The organism is Paeniglutamicibacter sulfureus, assembly GCF_030512175.1.
Taxonomy (GTDB): domain Bacteria; phylum Actinomycetota; class Actinomycetes; order Actinomycetales; family Micrococcaceae; genus Paeniglutamicibacter; species Paeniglutamicibacter sulfureus.
In genome coordinates this window covers 639,860-659,473 of the sequence record NZ_JAULBL010000002.1, presented here as the reverse complement: position 1 = coordinate 659,473, position 19,614 = coordinate 639,860, and the positions used below count along the sequence as shown (strand labels likewise).

Annotated in this window: 17 protein-coding genes; 8 read left to right on the top strand and 9 right to left on the bottom strand. The window is 65.9% G+C overall.

All coding sequences use genetic code 11. The features are described from left to right. Nucleotides 1–119: 119 nt before the first annotated feature. From Q2T94_RS09685 to Q2T94_RS09670, 4 genes are read left to right on the top strand one after another with little or no spacing between them, the layout of a single operon-like run. The gene (locus Q2T94_RS09685) at nt 120–806 is read left to right on the top strand and encodes a TetR/AcrR family transcriptional regulator (protein WP_302263929.1); all 687 of its coding nucleotides are present in this window, start codon (nt 120–122) and stop codon (nt 804–806) included. A 41-nt stretch (nt 807–847) separates the two neighbouring features. Then, nucleotides 848–2,458: a carboxyl transferase domain-containing protein gene (locus tag Q2T94_RS09680; protein ID WP_302263927.1), complete on the top strand. Its 1,611-nt coding sequence runs from the start codon at nt 848–850 to the stop codon at nt 2,456–2,458. A gap of 7 nt (nt 2,459–2,465) precedes the next feature. Continuing rightward, entirely contained in the window at nt 2,466–4,502 is a 2,037-nt protein-coding gene (locus Q2T94_RS09675) for an acetyl/propionyl/methylcrotonyl-CoA carboxylase subunit alpha (protein WP_302263925.1), read from the top strand. Further along, nucleotides 4,499–5,323, top strand: a complete 825-nt coding sequence (locus Q2T94_RS09670; protein WP_302263923.1) for an HpcH/HpaI aldolase/citrate lyase family protein — start codon at nt 4,499–4,501, stop codon at nt 5,321–5,323. The genes Q2T94_RS09675 and Q2T94_RS09670 overlap by 4 nt, the downstream gene beginning before the upstream one ends. Before the next feature lie 48 nt (nt 5,324–5,371). On the opposite strand, the gene Q2T94_RS09665 is transcribed toward Q2T94_RS09670, so the two are convergent. Further along, nucleotides 5,372–6,418 (bottom strand): NAD(P)-dependent alcohol dehydrogenase, encoded by a 1,047-nt coding sequence (locus tag Q2T94_RS09665; protein WP_302263922.1) that lies wholly within the window; start codon nt 6,416–6,418, stop codon nt 5,372–5,374. Nucleotides 6,419–6,641: 223 nt separating this feature from the next. Between Q2T94_RS09665 and dsdA the strand changes: the two genes are divergently transcribed. Both dsdA and Q2T94_RS09655 read left to right on the top strand, forming a co-directional pair. After that, nucleotides 6,642–7,997: a D-serine ammonia-lyase gene (dsdA, locus tag Q2T94_RS09660; RefSeq protein WP_302263920.1), complete on the top strand. Its 1,356-nt coding sequence runs from the start codon at nt 6,642–6,644 to the stop codon at nt 7,995–7,997. 29 nt (nt 7,998–8,026) lie between these two features. Then, nucleotides 8,027–8,419, top strand: coding sequence for a VOC family protein (locus Q2T94_RS09655; protein ID WP_302263918.1), 393 nt, complete (start codon nt 8,027–8,029; stop codon nt 8,417–8,419). An 83-nt stretch (nt 8,420–8,502) separates the two neighbouring features. On the opposite strand, the gene Q2T94_RS09650 is transcribed toward Q2T94_RS09655, so the two are convergent. The 4 genes from Q2T94_RS09650 to mmsB all read right to left on the bottom strand — a co-directional run bounded on the left by Q2T94_RS09650 (nt 8,503) and on the right by mmsB (nt 13,437). Then, on the bottom strand, nt 8,503–9,711 hold the full coding sequence (locus Q2T94_RS09650; RefSeq protein WP_302263916.1) for a glycerophosphodiester phosphodiesterase family protein: 1,209 nt from the start codon (nt 9,709–9,711) through the stop codon (nt 8,503–8,505). A 173-nt stretch (nt 9,712–9,884) separates the two neighbouring features. Further along, the gene (locus Q2T94_RS09645; RefSeq protein WP_302263915.1) at nt 9,885–10,886 is read right to left on the bottom strand and encodes a quinone oxidoreductase family protein; all 1,002 of its coding nucleotides are present in this window, start codon (nt 10,884–10,886) and stop codon (nt 9,885–9,887) included. 119 nt (nt 10,887–11,005) lie between these two features. After that, the gene (locus Q2T94_RS09640) at nt 11,006–12,514 is read right to left on the bottom strand and encodes a CoA-acylating methylmalonate-semialdehyde dehydrogenase (RefSeq protein WP_302263914.1); all 1,509 of its coding nucleotides are present in this window, start codon (nt 12,512–12,514) and stop codon (nt 11,006–11,008) included. Between the two features lie 2 nt (nt 12,515–12,516). Then, entirely contained in the window at nt 12,517–13,437 is a 921-nt protein-coding gene (gene mmsB, locus Q2T94_RS09635; protein ID WP_302263913.1) for a 3-hydroxyisobutyrate dehydrogenase, read from the bottom strand. A 132-nt stretch (nt 13,438–13,569) separates the two neighbouring features. Between mmsB and Q2T94_RS09630 the strand changes: the two genes are divergently transcribed. Next, complete coding sequence (locus Q2T94_RS09630; RefSeq protein ID WP_302263911.1) at nt 13,570–14,448, top strand: LysR family transcriptional regulator; 879 nt, start codon at nt 13,570–13,572, stop codon at nt 14,446–14,448. Between the two features lie 76 nt (nt 14,449–14,524). Here Q2T94_RS09630 and Q2T94_RS09625 read toward each other — a convergent pair whose 3' ends face one another. Further along, nucleotides 14,525–15,922 (bottom strand): MFS transporter, encoded by a 1,398-nt coding sequence (locus Q2T94_RS09625; RefSeq protein WP_302263910.1) that lies wholly within the window; start codon nt 15,920–15,922, stop codon nt 14,525–14,527. A gap of 228 nt (nt 15,923–16,150) precedes the next feature. On the opposite strand from Q2T94_RS09625, the gene Q2T94_RS09620 reads away from it, so the two are divergent. Further along, nucleotides 16,151–17,329, top strand: coding sequence for an FAD-dependent oxidoreductase (locus Q2T94_RS09620; protein WP_302263908.1), 1,179 nt, complete (start codon nt 16,151–16,153; stop codon nt 17,327–17,329). Here the strand turns inward: Q2T94_RS09620 and Q2T94_RS09615 are convergent. The 3 genes from Q2T94_RS09615 to Q2T94_RS09605 form a co-directional block, all read right to left on the bottom strand. Then, complete coding sequence (locus Q2T94_RS09615; protein WP_302263906.1) at nt 17,326–18,123, bottom strand: IclR family transcriptional regulator domain-containing protein; 798 nt, start codon at nt 18,121–18,123, stop codon at nt 17,326–17,328. The genes Q2T94_RS09620 and Q2T94_RS09615 overlap by 4 nt on opposite strands. A gap of 115 nt (nt 18,124–18,238) precedes the next feature. Further along, nucleotides 18,239–18,895 (bottom strand): 3-oxoacid CoA-transferase subunit B, encoded by a 657-nt coding sequence (locus Q2T94_RS09610; protein WP_302263904.1) that lies wholly within the window; start codon nt 18,893–18,895, stop codon nt 18,239–18,241. Continuing rightward, the gene (locus tag Q2T94_RS09605) at nt 18,895–19,566 is read right to left on the bottom strand and encodes a 3-oxoacid CoA-transferase subunit A (RefSeq protein WP_264268688.1); all 672 of its coding nucleotides are present in this window, start codon (nt 19,564–19,566) and stop codon (nt 18,895–18,897) included. The genes Q2T94_RS09610 and Q2T94_RS09605 overlap by 1 nt, the downstream gene beginning before the upstream one ends. Nucleotides 19,567–19,614: the final 48 nt, after the last annotated feature.

Sequence of the window (19,614 nt, the reverse complement as noted above, 5' to 3'; positions counted from 1 at the left end):
ACCAGGGTTGCGCACCCGGGCAACCTGCAGCGCCAGCCATGCACCAACGTTTCCCAATCAATTGATTGACAGTGACCCGTATCACAGTGTTTGCTGGAGTCATGAAGCCAATCGATTGATTGGTTCTGTTTTTATACTCGGCAGCGGGGTCCATGGTGAACATCGGCAAGGTACAGCAGGCTGCCGTACTGCTCTTTGCCCGGCAGGGGTTCGCCGCGACCGGGATCCGAGAGCTGGGCGGGGCCGCTGGCATCAACTCCGCCACGATTTACCACTATGCAGGCAGCAAGGAAGAACTGCTGGTTCAGGTGATGCGCAGCTGCCTTGACGAGATGATCACCTCCGGAGCGGCGGCAATGCGCATCAGCGCCGAGCCGACCATCCAATTGGCGGCCCTGGTTTCGTCGCATGTTGGCTTCACCGCCACCAATCCGCTGACCGCACGGGTGGCCGAATACGAGATGCGCGCGCTCTCACCCGATAACCGCACCGCCATGCAGAAGTTGCGCGATGACTACGAATCGCTCTTTGCGCAGGTCGTCGAGCGAGGGATCCGCGTCGGCGATTTCTCCACCGATGACGCCACCATGGCGCGCCTTGCCCTGATGGAAATGGGAACCGGTGTGGCCCACTGGTACCGGCCCGACGGTCGGCTGACGCTGATCGAGGTTCAACACAATTTCGTGGCCATGGCCTGCAAGATCCTCTCGGCAAACCAAACCATGCTCGATGGTATCGACTACATTCGCCCGCCTGTCGTTGTGGCCAGCGAGCCGACCGGAATTTCGGTCACATTTTCCGGTTAGGGCCATGCGCCGCCAAGACATCGCGAGAGGAAAGAGTATCCATGGAAATACTGTCCAGCACGATTGATACGACCGCCCCCGCCTTCCTCAAGAACGCCACCGAACAGGAAGCGCTGGTTTCCGAACTTCGCCAACGCCTGGCCACCGCTGCCAAGGGTGGTTCGGAGAAGACCCGGCAACGCCACGTGGACCGCGGCAAGCTGCTGCCCCGCGACCGCGTCCAGGCACTCTTGGATGTCGGTTCGCCCTTCCTGGAAATCGCACCGCTGGCCGCGGAGGACATGTACGAGGGCGGTAGCCCGGGCGCCGGACTGATCACGGGCATCGGCTTGGTCCATGACCGCTACGTGATGATTGTCTGCAACGACGCCACCGTCAAGGGCGGGACATACTTCCCCATCACGGTGAAAAAGCACCTTCGTGCCCAGGAAATCGCCCTGGAAAACGGGCTTCCCTGCGTCTATCTGGTGGACTCCGGCGGTGCCTTCTTGCCCATGCAGGACGAGGTCTTTCCCGACCGCGAACATTTCGGCCGCATCTTCTATAACCAGGCCAACCTCTCGGCACGCAAGATCCCGCAGATCGCCGCGGTGCTCGGATCCTGCACTGCGGGAGGCGCCTACGTCCCGGCCATGAGCGATGAGACAGTCATTGTCCGCAACCAGGGGACCATCTTCCTGGGTGGTCCTCCCTTGGTGAAGGCAGCGATCGGCGAAGTCGTCACGGCCGAGGAGCTCGGCGGCGGGGACCTTCACGCCAGGACCTCGGGCGTGGTCGACCACCTGGCCGAGAACGACGCCCACGCCATCTCCATCGTGCGCAACATCATCGAAACGCTGCCGCGCACCCCCGAGCCGGTATGGGATGTCATCCCCGAGGTCGCTGCTCCGATCGCGGACCCGGCAGAAATCTACGGCGCCGTACCCACCGACGTGAACGCCACCTACGATGTGCGCGAGGTCATTGCCCGGATCGTTGACGGCAGCGCATTCCACGAATTCAAGGCCAACTACGGAACCACGCTGGTCACCGGGTTCGCCCGCATCCACGGCCATCGTGTGGGCGTGGTTGCCAACAACGGTGTGCTCTTCTCCGAGTCCGCACTCAAGGGCGCCCACTTCATCGAGCTCTGCGACCAGCGCGGCATTCCGCTGGTATTCCTGCAGAACCTCTCCGGGTTCATGGTGGGCCGCGACTACGAGGCCGGCGGCATTGCCAAGCACGGCGCCAAGATGGTCACCGCGGTCGCCACCGCGCGGGTCCCCAAGCTCACCGTCATCATCGGAGGGTCCTTCGGTGCCGGCAACTACTCGATGTGCGGACGGGCCTACTCCCCGCGTTTTTTGTGGATGTGGCCGGCCGCGCGCATCTCCGTCATGGGCGGCAACCAGGCGTCCTCGGTGCTTGCGACAGTGAAACGCGACGGGATCGAGGCCGCCGGTTCCACGTGGAGCATCGAGGAAGAGAACGCGTTCAAGGCACCCCTGAAGCAACAGTACGAGGACCAGGGAAACCCCTACTACTCCACCGCCCGGCTCTGGGACGACGGGGTCATCGATCCTGTGGACACCCGGCGCATCCTTGGCATGGCACTGGATGTCTGTGCCACCCAACCCTTGCCCGAAACCTCCTTCGGCCTCTTCAGGATGTGATGCGCACATGACCACGAAACTCTTTGACACGGTATTGGTTGCCAACCGCGGCGAGATCGCCGTCCGGGTGATCCGCACTCTCCGGCGCATGGGCATCAGGTCCGTTGCCGTCTACTCCGATGCGGATGCCCGGTCGCTGCATGTGCGCGAGGCCGACGTTGCCATCCACGTGGGCGGCTCCCCTGCCGCCGAAAGCTACCTGAACATCGGCAACGTCATTGCCGCCTGCCGAGCCTCGGGTGCCCAGGCGGTGCACCCGGGCTACGGGTTCCTCTCGGAAAACGTCGAGTTTGCCCGGGCATGCAAGGATGCCGGCATCACCTTCATCGGACCCGGGGTGGATGCGCTGTTGCTCATGGGTGACAAGATCCGCTCCAAGAACCATGTCTCTGCCCACGACGTGCCGGTGACCCCCGGCATTGCCGAGCCCGAGCTCAGCGACGAGGAACTCATCGACGCGGCATCCGAGATTGGCTTCCCGGTGCTGATCAAGCCCTCCGCGGGAGGCGGCGGCAAGGGCATGGTCGCCGTGAATTCCGCGGACAAGCTGCCGGAGGCGCTGGCCAGCGCCCGGCGCACCGCATTGAGCTCCTTCGGCGACGACACGCTTTTCCTTGAACGCCTGGTGCGCAGCCCGCGGCACATCGAGGTCCAGATCCTGGCCGATACCCAGGGGAACACCGTGCACCTGGGCGAGCGCGAATGTTCCCTGCAACGCCGCCACCAGAAGGTCATCGAGGAGGCACCTTCCCCGCTGCTGGCGAACCACCCGGAGGGGGCGCGCATCCGCGAGGAGATCGGTGCGGCGGCCGTGGCCGCCGCCGCCTCGGTGAACTACGTGGGTGCCGGGACCGTGGAGTTCCTGGTTTCGGACGAGGCACCGGGCGAATTCTTCTTCATGGAAATGAATACCCGCCTTCAGGTCGAGCACCCCGTCACCGAAGAAGTTGCCCGGGTGGACGGCGAGCGCATCGACCTGGTCGAGGCACAGGTGCGCATCGCCGCTGGCCTGCCGCTGGGCTTCACCCAGGAGCAGGTGTCCCTGCACGGGCACGCCATCGAGGCACGCGTCTATGCCGAGGATCCGGCCCACGACTTCATGCCCTCCACCGGACGGTTGCTGGCAGTGCGCGAACCGGCAGGGGAACATGTGCGCGTGGATTCCTCGCTGACCGAGGGCTTGGAGATCTCCCCGCACTACGACCCGATGCTGGCCAAGGTCATTGCGTGGGGCGCCGATCGGGACGCTGCGCTGGGCCGGCTGGATGCCGCCCTCGGGCACACCGAGATCCTGGGGGTGCTGACCAACATCGAATACCTGCGTCTGCTGCTGGAGGACACCGACGTGCGCGAGGGAAACCTCGACACCACGCTGATCGAACGCAAGATGCCATCCATGGCGTTCCGCGCCGTCACCGACACCGAAATTGTTTTCGCGGCGGCACTGGAGATGACGCGGCACCCGGGCCGAGGTGGCACCTGGCACGCGCGGGACTCCTGGAGGACGGGAACCCCCGCGGCGCTGGCCACCACCCTCGAGGTGAACGACGGGATTCGCACCCTCTCGTCGGTTCCCACCGCAGCAGGACGCACGTTCACCATGGACGGCAGGGACTTCGACGTCGCGTTCCTGCCCGGAGGTTCGGTTGCCGTCGATGGGATTCAACAACATCCTGCAACGGCATTTGGCGACGAATCCACCCTGTGGCTCAGCCACGACGGCTGGGTTGCCTCCGTGAGATTCCCCGACCGGCACGAACTGCTGCGCCGGGAACTGGCCAACCGCGACCATGTTGCCGGCGAGGCCTCGCCCGATGTCCGCTCCCCCATGCCCGGCACCGTGATCGCGGTGGGAGTGAGCGACGGGCAATGGGTCGAAGCCGGTGAGATCTTGGTGACAATCGAGGCCATGAAGATGGAACACCCCATGAGGGCCCCCGGGACGGGTACCGTACAGATGGGACGTTTGCGGGTCGGTGACCTGGTCAAGGCCAACCAAATTGTCGCAACACTCACCTACGACACCGAGGACGAAGCACCATGAGCATCTTCACCATGGGACCCGCAATCCTGTTCTGCCCTGCGGACCGCCCCGATCGATATGCCAAGGCGCTCGAACGCGCCGACGCGGTGATCCTCGATCTGGAGGACGCGGTGGCACCGGAGAACAAGTCGGCTGCCCGCCAGGCACTGGTGGACAATCCCTTGGATCCGGAGCGCACCATCGTCCGAGTGAACCCGGTGGGCACCGCTGACTTCAGCGCGGACTTGCGGGCCCTGTCCTCCACCGATTACCGCACCATCATGCTCGCCAAGACCGAGGGGCCCGAGGACCTGTCCCGGCTGTCCGCCTACGCGGTCGTGGCGCTGTGCGAGACCGCGCTGGGCATCCTCAACGCCCAGGTCATTGCCGGCACTCGCAACGTTGTGGCCATGATGTGGGGTGCCGAGGATCTGGTCGCCTCCTTGGGAGGATCGTCTTCCCGCAGGGAGTCGGGCACGTACCGGGATGTGGTCAGGCATGCCAGGTCCCAGGTCCTGTTGGCAGCCGGAGCCTATGGCAAGGTTGCCATTGATTCGGTCTACATCGACATCGACGACCACGCGGGTTTGCTGGGCGAGTCCGTTGACGCGGCGGCCTCGGGCTTCGGGGCGAAGGCCTCGATCCATCCCGGCCAGATGCCGTTAATCCGCCAGGCCTTCATTCCCACCACCGAGCAGGTCGACAGGGCCAAAAACGTCCTGGCGGCGGCGGAGAAATCCGCCGGCGTGTTCACCTTCGAGGGGCAAATGGTCGACGAGCCGCTGCTGCGCCATGCCCGAGCCACGTTGGCGCGGCATGCACCAACGACGACGACCCCATGACGAATGCCCCGTCGCCGCTTGCGCAAGCGGCGACGGGGCATCGATTCGTTAGGCCTGGTGCGGAACGATGACCGCCCGGGCGTTCAGCTTGCCCGCCACCATTTTCCGGTAGGCCTCCAGTCCGTCTTCCAACGAGTACGTCTCGATTTCCGGAGTGATCTGGCCCGCCCGATACATGTCGACAACCTCGTGGAGCTCCTCAACGGTTCCCCAGTAGGTGTTGGTAATGACCGACTCGTACGGAGTGGTGAAAAAGCTCCACTCATGCACGCCACCGGCGATCCCGACGACGACGAGCTTGCCGCCCTGCGCCATTGAAGCCGTGGCGGTCGCCAACGTGGGGGTGACACCCACGAAATCGAATGCCGCATCGACCCCACGTCCGCCCGTGATTTCTCGGATCTTCCGGACTTGGTCGGGTCCGGATGGAACGGTGATTGCCCCGGCCTCCTCGGCCTTGGCCATCGCTTCGGGCTTCATGTCCGTGGCGATGATGGTGGCGCCGGTGAGCGCCTTGAGTATCTGCACCGCGATCTGGCCCAGTCCACCCAGGCCCACGACCAACGCAAATCGTCCGCCCGCATTCAGGTGCGGCAGCGCACCCTTGATCGCGTGATAGGGGGTAAGGGCCGCGTCCGCGAGCGGTGCAGCGGCAATCGGATCGGCATCGCCCAGCGGGATCAAGTTGCGTGCCGGAACCGCGACATACTCGGCCATGCCGCCATCACGCCCCAGCCCGATCCCGGCGTACGGATTGGTCGCGGCGTTTTCACAGTACGTGTCTTGTCCACGCGAGCAGGCCTTGCACCGGCCACAGCCAACGGGACCATAGACCAAATAGGCTTCTCCGATGTTGACACCGCTGACACCCTCTCCGACTGAATCCACCCATCCGGAGTTTTCATGCCCGAGCGTAAATCCCGCTTTCATGTTGCCCGGCATCTCTGCCGTGAAATCCTGGAAGATACTCACGTCTGAATGGCATGCCCCGGCACCTGCGACCTTGAGCAAGACCTCACCCGGGCCAGGTTCCGGCTTTCGGACTTCCTTGAGCGTCGGAAACTGCTTCCATTCCTCGAAAACTATCGCGCGCATGTGGTGCCTTCTTCCTGCTGGATGGGCAAACTCTTCACGGGACTCACGCTAACGGTTGTCACTCGTGAATTCCACGGTCGTTCCCACCGGTTCGTCCCTCCGCCACTGAGGTGCATTACGAACATCCTTCCTGCCTGGTCTGACCGCCGCCGATTCGCCGCCGACAATCCGGTGTCCTACATTGGGAAGCAGAATGCCCGCAAACATGGAGAATCCCACGACAATGAACCAAGCCTTCGACCTCGAGCAACTCCTTACCGACCCCGTGGTCGCGGCCCTGGCCCGGGCCGAGGAGACCGCCTGGTTCGCCGCCAAGCCGACCGATACCCCGGCGGGAATCGACGCCTCGGGCATCGACCCGGCCATCGTGGACGACGCCCGGCTCCGGTTCGGCCGCTTCGCCCCTTGGTTCGCCGAGCATTTCCCTGACACCCGCGCTACGCACGGCATCCTCGAATCCCCGCTGGTCGGCATCCCCGACATGCAGGAGGAACTGGGCAGCCGATTCGGTCGCGTGCTGCCGGGCAAGCTGTGGCTCAAGCGCGACGATTCGTTGCCGGTCAGCGGGTCGATCAAGGCACGCGGCGGCATCCACGAGGTGCTCGAGGTCGCCGAGCGCATCGCCATCGCCGCCGGCCTGATGGCCGGGACGGACGATGCCCGCGTGCTGGAACGGCCCGAGGTGCGCGAGGTGCTCTCGCGCCACGGGATCGCCGTGGGATCCACCGGCAACCTGGGCCTGTCCATCGGCATCGTCGCCTCGGAGCTGGGGTTCAACACCACCGTGCACATGTCGATGGACGCCCGGGCCTGGAAAAAGGAGCTGCTGCGCGCCCGCGGGGTCACCGTCGTGGAGCACGCGGGCAACTTCTCCGACGCCGTGGCCGCCGGGCGCCGCACCGCCGAAGAGGATCCGAGCGTCTGGTTCGTCGACGACGAGGCCTCGCTGAGCCTGTTCGCCGGCTACTCGGTCGCCGGGGCCCGCCTGGCCGGGCAGCTGGCGTCCTTGGGCGTCAGGGTCGATGAGCGGCACCCGCTGATCGTCCACCTGCCCTGCGGGGTGGGCGGCGGCCCGGGCGGAGTGACGTTCGGGCTCAAGGTGTCCTTCGGGGACGCGGTGCACTGCGTCTTTGCCGAGCCGGTGAACTCTCCCTGCATGTCCTTGGGCGTGCGCACCGGGTTGCACGATTCAATTTCCGTGGCGGACATCGGCCTGGACGGACTCACCGCCGCGGACGGATTGGCAGTGGGCCGCCCCTCGAGGCTGGTCGGCGAGCACCTGCAGCAGCTGATCGACGGATACGTGACCGTCACCGACGAGCGCATGAAGGCGTTCGTCGGCCTGTTGCACGACACCGAGGGCATCGACGTGGAGCCTTCCGCAGCGGCCGGGTTCGCCGGGCCGTGGCGCATCCTCGAAGACGAAACGTACCGCGCCGCGTTCGGGCTGGATGATGCGGCGTTGGCCAACGCGACCCATGTGGTGTGGTCAACCGGCGGTTCCATGGTGCCCCCGGAGGAGATGGCCGGATACGTTGCCGAGGGCCAGGCACTCATCAATGAGGTTTCCTGGCGCTAGGGACCCCTGCCGCCGGTAGATTGGGATCCATGGAGATCCTCTCAAGCCGGGTGCTGCTGCGGCCCGTGAACCTGCCCGAGACCCAAGCGTTCTACCGCGACGTGCTGGGCCTGGCTGTGTCCCGCGAGTTCGGGCCCGCCGGGCACCGCGGGCTGCTGTTCTTCCTGGGCAACGGCCTGCTCGAGGTTGCGGGCACCCGCGAGGTCGGCAGCGACTCGTCCCTGGTGCTGTGGCTGCAGGTACGGGACGTCCAGGCGGAGCTGGAGCGACTCGCGGGCCTCGGCGTCGGGATCGCTCGGGAGGCGCAGACCGAGCCGTGGGGACTGATCGAGGGATGGATCCAGGACCCGGACGGCACCCGGATCGTGCTGGTGCAGGTTCCCGAAGACCATCCGATTCGGCGCGATGTGCGCACATTGTAGGCAGACACAAGAAAGCCGGGCCCACCCCTAGAGCGATTGGGGTGGGCCCGGCCGTCTTGGTACGGCAGTTGCTGCTGCCGGAGCTAGTTGGCGAAGGTATCGGCCAGCTGGCCCTTGGCGGTCCAGAGACCGAGTGAGTCGCCGCCGTTGTTCAGGACTGCGGTCTCGCCGCCCAGGTAGAACGTCTCGGCGGTGTTGGTACCGGGCCCGGAGTACACGCGCAGTTCCGCGCCCGGCGTCAACTTGAAACCCTTGCCGATGCGCAGGATGTTGTTGGCTGCATCGCGCAGCACGTAGCCGCCGACGTCGATCGTGCGGTTGCCGTTATTGGTCAGGATGACGTGTTCGCCGGTTTCCGGCTGAAGGTCGTTGCCCGGCACGTCGTTGATCGCGTTTGAGATGACAACTCCGTTGTTCGATGGGAAGACCTTCTGGCCATTGAGGTGCCGGTTGACCTGCTGCGGGAAGTCGCCGGTGATGCGCTCGACGCCAAGTTCCAGGGAGGCATCCGCGGCCTCGGTGGAATTGACGGTGTAAACGCCGAGGCCCAGGCCTGCTTCCTTGACCCGAGCTGCGCCTGCTGCGTCGAGGGTGCGGTAGCTGGTGCCGAAGGAATCGGCGTAGGTTGCGTAGTCGGCCAGGACCGCGTCGCCGGGGACGGTGCCGGTCAACTGCTGCAGCGGGACCTCCGGGGCCAGCTCCGCGAAAGCCTTGTTCGAGGCGGCGTCGAAGCCCAGGACCTCGATCTTGCCGGCCTTTTCCAGCTCGCTCCACTCGGCATCGTTGGCCAGGGCATCGGCAACGACCTGCTCGACGCCCGGGGACTGGGACGGGGACTTGATCTCGATGAACACGCCGGTCTCGCCGGTGAGCACGTCGGCCACGGCATCGAAGTGCGGGATCTTTTCGCCGGCGAAGTCGGCCGAGAAGTAGGATCCAGCATCGAGCTGCTGCAGCTCGTTCCAGCTGAAGGAGGTGATCGGGTCGTTGACGCGCTCCGGGAACACTTCGGCGACGTTGGTGGTGCGTGCGGGGGTGTTGTCGTGGAAGATGAACGGGACGCCGTCGCTGGACAGCTGGACGTCGATCTCGACGAAGTCGGCACCCGACTGGCTGCCGGCCTTGACTGCGGCCAGGGTGTTCTCCGGTGCGACGCCGGCGGCTCCGCGGTGGCCGATCAGGATCGGCGCCTCGTTCTCCTGCGGTACGACGGGCGCGGCAACGGCCGGGACTGCCAGCCCTGCGGCCAGGCATGCGGTGAGTGTTCCAAGGGTGATGGTGCGAAGCCTCATGATGGGGATCCTTCGATGTCGGGGACGGACACCCACCACGCTGCCCGCCCCGAACAACGCTGCGGCCACGGTGAGGTGAACCGCGCGTTAAGATCCCGCGTACGACGCCGCCGGACAGGATTGATTTCCCCGGGAGTCGGCGGGATTCGGACCCATCCGCCCGGCCACGACAGTTACTCCATGTGGCGGCTGTCCGCCGAGTGCTTCAGGACCACCTTGCCCGTGGTGCCGCGGGATTCCAGCGCCCTGAACGCCTCGACGACATCGGCGATGCCGTACTGCGTCACCTGGGGAACCTTGATGGCCCCCGAAGCGATCCAGTCGAAGATGTCCGAGGCGCGACCGGCAATTTCCTCCGCCGTGCGCACGTGGTGGACCACGGTCGGCCGCGTGACGTACAGGGAACCAAGCCCGGCCAGCGAGTTCACGTCCAGGGTTGGAATCGGTCCGCTGGCGCCGCCGATCGCGACCAGCACGCCGCGTATCCGCAGGGCCCGCAGGCTTTCGTCGAAGGTCGCCTTCCCAACCCCGTCGTAAACGACCGATGCGCCTTCCCCTCCGGTGAGCTCGCGGACCTTGTCGGCAAACCCTTCGTAGCCGATGGCCTCATTCGCCCCGTTGGCCAGCGCCACGTCCTGCTTGGCCTTGGTGGAAACCGTCCCGATGACCCGTGCACCCTTCAGCTTTGCGATTTGTGTCAGCCATTGGCCCACTCCCCCGGCGGCCGCATGGATGAGCACGGTGTCGCCCGGGCCGACGGCGTAGGTGTCATGCACCAGGTAGTGGGCAGTGATGCCCTGCATCAACGCTGCCACGGCTGTGGCGTCGTCAATGCTGTCGGGGATCGACGCCACCTTGGAGGCATCGACCACCGCGAACTCGGAGAAGCTCCCCTGGCCTCCGGCAAGCCACCCCACGCGCTGTCCGGGCGCAAGCCCGGTGACCTCCTCGCCCAGTGCCTTGATGACTCCCACGCCCTCGACCCCTGCAAGGAACGGGGCCCGCAGCGGTGTTGCCCCCTTGCGTTGGGCGACGTCGAGGTAGTTCACCCCGGCGACGGACAACCGCACCAGGACCTGGCCCGCCGCTGGCGACGGCCGCTCGGCTTGCCGAAATTCAAAGGTTTCCGGGCCTCCGTGTTCGGAAACCACCACGGCGTTCATGGACTCGGGCATGTCGCGTTATCCTGTCCTGGGTTAAATCGAAATCTATGGCTGTGTTCGATGGTCCCCACGCCAGGTTGGGTCGAGCGCCCCCGTGGGGGTTCCCGACCCAGCCTGGCGCGGAAACTCGGTCAGTGCGTGGGGAATCCCAATTCGATTTGGGATTCGCTCGGGTCGGGCCAGCGGCTGGTGACGACCTTGCGCCGGGTGTAGAAGTTGAAGGACTCCGGCCCGTACATGTGGGTGTCGCCGAAGAGCGAGTCCTTCCACCCGCCGAAGCTGAAGGCGCCGATGGGCACCGGGATCGGCACGTTGATGCCCACCATCCCGACCTCAATGTCGAACTCATACTCGCGGGCGGTCTTGCCGTCGCGGGTGAAGACCGCCGTGCCGTTGGCGAAGCGGTTCGAGTTGATCAACTCAACGGCCTGCGCGTAATCCTCCACGCGCACCACGGCCAGGACGGGGCCGAAGATCTCCTCGTCATAGACCCGCATCCCGGGCTTCACGTGGTCAACGAGCGAGACCCCGATGAAGTAGCCGTTGGAATCGAAGTGCTGGTTTCGGCCGTCGACCAATACCTCGGCACCTTCTTCCTGGGCCGAGGCGATGAATCCTGCCACCCGGTCCCGTGCGGCGGCGGTGATCAGCGGGCCCATCTCCGAGTCCGGGTGCGTCCCGTCGCCGACCTTGAGCCCGGGGATGCGCTCGGAGATCTTGGCAACGAGTTCATCGGCGATGGAGCCGACGGCCACGACGACCGAGACGGCCATGCAGCGTTCCCCGGCCGAGCCGTAGGCACCGGAGATCGCGGCATCCGCGGCGGCATCCAGGTCCGCATCTGGCATCACGACCATGTGGTTCTTGGCGCCTCCCAGCGCCTGGACGCGCTTGCCGTTTGCCGCCGCGGTGGAATACACGTACTTGGCGATCGGCGTGGAACCGACGAAGGAAACCCCGGTGATCGCGGGGTTGGCGAGGATCTCGTCGACTGCCACCTTGTCACCGTGAACGACGTTCAGGATCCCGGCCGGCAGGCCCGCCTCCTCGAAGATCTCGGCGATCCAGTTCGCGGCCGAGGGGTTGCGCTCGCTGGGCTTGAGGATCACCGCGTTGCCGGCGGCGATGGCGGTGGTGATCATCCATAGCGGAACCATGGCGGGGAAGTTGAAGGGGGTGATGCAGGCGACCACGCCCAGCGGCTGCCGGGTCTGGTGGACATCGACGCCGGTGGCGACCTGTTCGGCGTATTCGCCCTTGAGGTGGTGCATCAGCCCGGTGCAGAAGTCCACGTTTTCCAGGCCGCGGACGATCTCCCCGTCCGCGTCGGAGAGGACCTTGCCGTGTTCAGCGGTGATAATCGCGCCGAGCTCGGCGCGGCGTTCATCGATGAGCTGGCGGACCTTGAAGAGGATCTGGCTGCGCTTGGCCAGTCCCAGGCGGCGCCAACCGCGCTGTGCCGCAGCCGCGGTGGTGGTTGCCTCGCGCACGGTCTGTGCGCTGGCCAGTGCTACCTGGCCGGTTTGTTCGCCGGTGGCCGGGTTGTAGACCGGGCTGAAGCGTTCGGAGTCGGTGATGGACGTGCCGCCGATGTGGTGGCCGATGGTGGACACGGACAGGTGTTCAAGGGTTTGCGACATGGTCAGTTCTTCTCCTGGGTGTAGCCGGCTACGGTGCCGTCCGGTGAAACGTTCTTGACGATCAGGGAGCAGTCCTTGTCTCCCAGGCCTTCGGCGATCAGTGCGTCGAAGTGCTCGCGTGCCAGGGTCGCCGCGGGGAGCTTGACTCCCGTCATCTCGCCGGCGTCCAGGGCCAGCCCGACATCCTTGCGGGCCAGGTCCACCCGGAACGTTGCATCGAAGTTGTTGTTTGCAGCCGAGGTGTCGATGACGCCCGGCACCGGGTACCAGGTCTGCTGCGCCCACGAGCGTCCCGAAGAGACCGAGGCGATCTCCCAGAAGACCTTGGGATCCAGCCCCAGCTTCTCGGCCAGCTGGGAACCCTCGGCCGAGGCCATCAGGTCGATGAAGAGCATCATGTTGTTGCAGATCTTGGCGGCGATGCCGGTCGTGGCCCCGCCGGCCACGATGGTCTTGCCCGCCAGCGGCTTGATGTGCTCCACCGCTTCGGCCGTGTGCTCCGGGATTCCCCCGATCATGAAGGCCAGGGTTGCGGCGGCGGCCCCCGAGATTCCCCCGGAGACAGGTGCGTCGACGAATTTCAGGCCACGCTCGAGCGAGCCTTCGTGGCAAAAGCGCGAGGTCTCGATGTCTACCGTCGAGCTGTCCAGCAGCAGCGTCTGCGCGGTGGCGTGGGCCCAGATTCCGTCATTGCCCTCGTACACGCTGCGGACGTGCTCGCCCTTGGGGAGCATGGTGAAGACCGCATCGGATCCCTGGACCGCCTCGGCAATGGAGCCAACGATTTCGACGCCATGTTCCTTGGCGGCGATGCAGGCCTCCGGGTTGAGGTCGTATCCCTTGACCTGGTGCCCGGCCGCAACGAGATTTGCGGTCATTGGCCCGCCCATGTTTCCTAGTCCGATCCAGCCGTAAACTGCCATGATTCCTCCTGCGCCGTGGTCCGCCCGATCGGGCCGTGATAGCCACCACACTATGTGTCCACTTCTTGACGTTCAACGCACAAGATGGGCCCAGGTTTGCACCACTCATGTGCGTCAACGCACAATGAGTGCATGGAACGTACCCTTGACCACCACCATCTGGAATCCTTGATCACCTTTCTCTCGGTGGCCCGACTCGGGCGCTACACCGCGGCGGCCGACGTGCTGGGTGTCAACCACTCGACGGTGTCGCGCCGCATTGCCGCCCTCGAAAAGGCTGTGGGCGGCCGCGTGCTCACGCGCACACCCTCCGGTTGGGAGGTCACTGACCTGGGACGTCGTGCCCTGGGGGTCGCCGAGGACATCGAGCGGGCGCTGACGGGCCTCACCGAGACCCGTGCCACCGGCGAACTCGCCGGAACGGTTCGCATCGGGGTGCCGGACGCCTTCGCCGCGCATTTTGCGACCCCGGCCATGGCCGCCCTGCAACGCAAGCACCCGCGGCTTGCAGTCGAGCTGATGAGCGCAACCCAGAGGGCCAGGCAAACCCGTTCGGGCGTCGACCTGGAAGTGGTGGTGGGCAAGCCCCACGTGCACAAGGCTGTGGCGACCGAGCTGCTCACCTACCACCTGGGGCTCTATGCCTCCCGCGAGTACCTTGCCGACCACGGGGAACCGCAGGGGCTTGCCGATCTCGTCTCGCACCGCCTGAACTACTATGTGGAATCCGCGCTGACCATTGACGAGCTGGACAGTGCGACCGAATCACTGCCGCCGATGCCCCGGGGCATCACCTCCACCAGCGTGTTCTCCCATATTGCGGCGACCAAGGCCTCGGCCGGGATCGGCATCCTGCCGGACTTCTTGGCCGACCTCGAGGCCGATCTGGTGCGTCTGTTGCCGGGCGACTATGCACATGCCGCCACTTATTGGGTGGTCGGGCGCGAAGAGGCGCTGCGCAACCCGGCGGTGCTGGCGGCGGTTGCGGCCATGGGAGATGCCACCGGGTAGGGACCCGGGCGCGCAAATGCCTGCGGGAAGCGGCCATCGCCGCTTCCCACAGGCATTGTTGCCTCATGTCTCTGTACTACTTCACGCTGTCGCGCGCCGCGGCCTCCGATGCCTCCGTGTTGATGACGATCGTCCGGGCCCGGTCGGCCTCGTCGATGTCGTGCAGGGAAATACCGTTGGTTTCACGCATGGAGTACACGACGGCCAGGGTGATGATCGCCGCTATGCCGATGTAGATGGCCACCGGCACCCACGACCCGTAGATGCTCAGCAGGAAGGTGGCGATGATCGGGGCCATCGAGCCGGCCACGATCGAGGTGACCTGGTAACCCAGGGAAACCCCGGAGTAGCGCATGCGGGTCGGGAACATCTCGGCCATGATGGCCGGCTGCCCGGCGTACATCAGGCCGTGGACCAGCAGGCCCGCCACGACCACCAGCAGGATCACGAAGTCGTTCTGCGTGTTGAACAGCGGGAAGGCCACGAATCCCCAGACCAGCATGAGCGCGGCACCCAGGGCATAGACCGGGCGGCGGCCCAGCTTGTCGGTGTAGCGCCCGATCACCGGAACGACCGCAAAGTGGATCAGGTGTGCCACCAGCATCAGCAGCAGGATCGTGGAGGTGTCCATCTTCAGCTGGGTCTTGAGGTAGGTGATGGAGAACGTCACCACCATGTAGTAGAGGATGTTCTCGCCCAGCCGCAGGCCCATGGCGGTGAACACGCCGCGCGGGTAGCGGCGGAAGACCTCGGCCACGCCGTAGCCGGCCTCGGCGTTCTGCTCCAGCTCGGCCTTGGCCTCCTGGAAGATCGGGGCGTCGGAGATCCGCGTGCGCACGTAGTAGCCCACCGCGACGATGACCACCGAGAGCCAGAAGCCGATCCGCCAGCCCCAGGCCAGGAAGGCCTCCTCGGACAGTGTGGAGGAGAGCACCAGCAGCACGATGGTGGCGAGCAGGTTGCCTGCCGGCACCGCTGCCTGCGGCCAGGATGCCCAGAACCCTCGTTCCTTGTCCGGTGCGTGCTCGGCGACCAGCAACACCGCACCGCCCCATTCGCCGCCGACGGCAAAGCCCTGGAAGAAACGCAGGACCACCAGCAAGATCGGCGCCGCGTAGCCGATGGCGTCGAAGGTCGGCAGGCAGCCCATCAGGAAGGTGGTGACGCCCACCAGGATGATGGCCACCTGCAGCAGGTGCTTGCGGCCGTACTTGTCCCCGAAGTGGCCAAAGACGATGCCGCCGATCGGGCGGGCGATGAAGCCCACGGCGTAGGTCAGGAACGCCTTGATGATGTTGTCCAGCTCGTTGGCTGCCTCGGGGAAGAAGATCTTGTTGAAGACGAGCGTTGCCGCCGTCGCGTACAGGAAGAACTCGTACCATTCGACGACCGTTCCGGCCATCGAGGCGACCACGACGCGCTTGAGTCCCTTGCGCTCCTGGATACTGTCACTGCTGGGGCGAGATGAAGCCACTTCCAACCTCCGAAGGTTCCACGGACGGCACCTGGGGCAATTGCCGCTTGCCGATCACGCCTCCGAGTATGGCCCAGGTCACAGTGAAGTTGGAAGCGTTTGCACCCGGGATGAGGTGGCCCGTTTGGGCACATGTGCCGTGCGGCAATGCACGGGCATGCGCCTCGGCGGCGGACAGGTGGGCTGATGCATAGACTGGTTGGTGGTTCGACGGAAGGAACACGCGACATGGTTACCCGCTTGGATACCGTAGTGGTTGGCGGCGGGGCCATGGGCTCGGCCACCGCCTGGGCGCTGGCCACACGCGGCCGCGAGGTCACGCTGCTGGAGCAGTTCGCTCCCGGGCACACCCTGGGCGCATCCCACGGCAGTACCCGGAACCTCAACCTTGGCTATGCGGATCCGGTCTACGTGTCCATGCTCGCCGAGGCACTCGGACTCTGGGACCTGCTCGGCGAGCAAAGCGGCCAGACCCAGGTGACGCGCGCGGGAATCGTCAACCACGGCGCCCCGCGGGAACAGGCACGGGTGCTGGCGTCCCTGACGGCTGCCGGCATCGCGGCGGAGGAACTGTCGGCCGCGGAGGCAGGTGAGCGCTGGAGCGGCCTTCGCTTCACGGGCCCCGCGCTGCACATGCCCGACGGCGGGCAGCTCAACCCCGACCTGGCCCTGCCGTCCTTCCAGCAGGTGGCGCAGCGGCACGGCGCCCTCATCCGCCACGGGGTGCGGGTCACCGGGATGAAAATCGCCGGGGACAGGGAGGTCCACCTGGCCTTGGAAACCGCGGAAGGCAGTGAAACCGTGGAGGCCCGCAGCGTCGTTGTCACCGCGGGCGCCTGGACCGGCGAGCTGCTCCCCGGATCGGTGCGCCTGCCGGCCCTGCGCGTCACGCAGGAACAGCCGGTGCACTTTGCCCGGCGACGGCAGGAGGATGTGTGGCCCGGCTTCAACCATACCTTGGTTCCGGGTTCCCCCGGCTTTGAAAATGCCTACTCCCCGGTTTACGGCATGCTGACACCCGGCGAGGGGATCAAGGCGGGCTGGCACGGAACCGGGGCGTTGACCCATCCCGACCGGCGAAGTTTCGCCGCCGAGCCGCTCCAGCTGCGTGCCTTGCAGGACTACGCCCGGCAGTGGCTCCCGGGCGTCGATGCCGATTCCTTCACGGAGGTCAGCTGCACCTACACCACCACGCCGGACGAGGATTTTGTCCTGGACCGCATCGGGCCACTGGTGATCGGTGCCGGGTTTTCCGGCCACGGATTCAAGTTCACGCCGGTCATCGGGAGGATCCTGGCGGACCTGGCCGACGGCAGCGGTCCGGCACCGGCGAAGTTTGCCGCGCGTCGCACCCTTGCCGTGCCGGCGCGGGCCACCGGGGTCGCTCCATCCGCCGATTCCGCCTAGCGGCTGGCGGCCAGCGCGTCCTGGACCTGGTGCGTGGCCCGCTGCAACGCGGGCAGCACGCGCGCCGCGGCGTCCTGCGCACTGACAGGCGATTGCGGCCCCACGCCCATGGACACGTTCATCGCGGCGACCACGGCCCCGTCGGCCGCAAACACCGGGACCGCGACCGAACGCAGGCCCACCTCGAGTTCCTGGTCGACGATCGCGTAGCCCTGGGTGCGCACGCGCTCGAGTTCCTCGCGCAGTTCCGCAACGCTGCCGATCCCGTGTCCGGTCGGCGCGCTCACCCCCGCGGCCAGCAGTTGCTCCAGTACCCCGGGCGCTTGGTAGGCCAGCAGCACCCGGCCCATTGAAGTGTTGGCCGCGGGGAAACGCGTCCCGACGCTGATGCCCACGCGCATGATCGAGCGGGTGTGCACCCGGGCGATATAGAGGATCTCGCTGCCCTCGAGCACCGAGGCGGAGGCCGACTCGTGGACCTGCGAGGAGAGTTCCTCGAGCACCGGTTCCATCAGCTGCGGCAGCGTGGCGCTGGAGAGGTAGGAGTATCCCAACTGCAGGACCTTGGAGGTGAGTTCGAAGAACTTCCCGTCCCCGCGCATGTAGCCAAGCTCTTGCAGGGTCAGCAGGAAGCGGCGGGCCGTGGCACGGGAGAGGTTGGTGCGCTTGGCGACCTCGCTCAGGGTCATCGAGGGGTGCTCGGCGTCGAAGGCGCAGATGACATCCAGGCCTCGGGCCAGGGACTGGACCGAGGTGGAGCCGCCAGCTGCGGCGGTTCCTGCATCCTGGCTCATGGCGAATGGCTCCTGTGTGTTCATCGGTGGTTGCCGCCCAAAATGCATGGACGGGGGAAGGCAAAAAGAATGGGGGCGTTCTTTCGGCGGCCCCCATTCTTTCAGACTTGCAGGGCTATGCCTTGATCAGGTCCACCGGGATCTTGGCGTCGAGTTCCTCGAAGGTGATGCCGTGCGTCGAACGAACGGTGACCCCGGATTCGTCGATGACGAAGATCGCGGACTCGGTGTAGATGCGCGAAACGCAACCCAGCCCGGTGACCGGGTAGGAAAGTGCCTCGACCAGCTTGGACTCACCGGTCTTGGTGAACAGGCCCATCATGACCCAGGTCTGCTTGGCGCCGATGGCCAGGTCCATGGCCCCGCCGACTGCCGGGATCGCGCCCGGGGCGCCGGTGTGCCAGTTCGCCAGGTCGCCCTCGGCCGAGACCTGGAAGGCCCCAAGGACGCAGACGTCCAGGTGCCCGCCGCGCATCATCGCGAAGGAGTCGGCGTGGTGGAAGTAGCTGGCCCCGGCCAGCTCGGTCACCGGGATCTTGCCGGCGTTGATCAGGTCCTCGTCGACGTCCTCGCCGGTGGCGACCGGGCCCATGCCCAGCATGCCGTTCTCGGTGTGCAGGGTGACGCCCTGCTCGGTGGTGAGGAAGTTGGACACGTTGGTCGGTTGGCCGATGCCCAGGTTCACGAACGCGCCGGCCGGGATGTCGGCGGCGACCAGCTTGGCCATTTCGTCGCGGGTCAGCGCGGCCTCGGTGGAGTTGTACTGGCTCATTACTTGGTGCCTCCGATGGTGACGAGGGTATCGACGAAGATGCCGGGGGTGATCACGGTTTCCGGGTCGATCTGCCCGGCGGGGACGATCTCGGAAACCTGCACGATGGCCTGCTTCGCGGCGGTGGCCATGATGGGCCCGAAGTTGCGGGCGGTCTTGCGGTAGACCAGGTTGCCCAGCTCATCGGCGCGCAGTGCCTTGATGAGGGCAAAGTCGGCACTGATCGGGGTCTCGAGCACGTAGCCCTTGCCATCGATCATGCGGGTTTCCTTGCCCTCGGCAAGCATGGTGCCATAGCCGGTGGGGGTGAAGAAGCCGCCGATGCCGGCGCCGGCGGCGCGGATGCGTTCGGCCAGGTTGCCCTGCGGGACCAGCTCGAGTTCGAGCTCGCCGGCGCGGTAGGCCTCGTCGAAGTGCCAGGAGTCGGACTGGCGCGGGAAGGAGCAGATGACCTTCTTGACGCGGCGTTCCTTGATGAGCAGGGCCAGGCCGGCGTCGGCCTGCCCGGCGTTGTTGTTCACGACGGTCAGTTCCTTGGCGCCGCACTCCATGAGTGCGTCGATCAGTTCCATCGGCTGGCCGGCGTTGCCGAAGCCTCCGATGAGCACTGTGGCTCCGTCCTTGATATCGGCGACGGCTTCGGCCGCCGAGGTGGCAATACGTGGTGCCATAAGTTGTTCTCTCCTAAATCTGTTCGGTCAGGGGATGGGGGGGGTTCA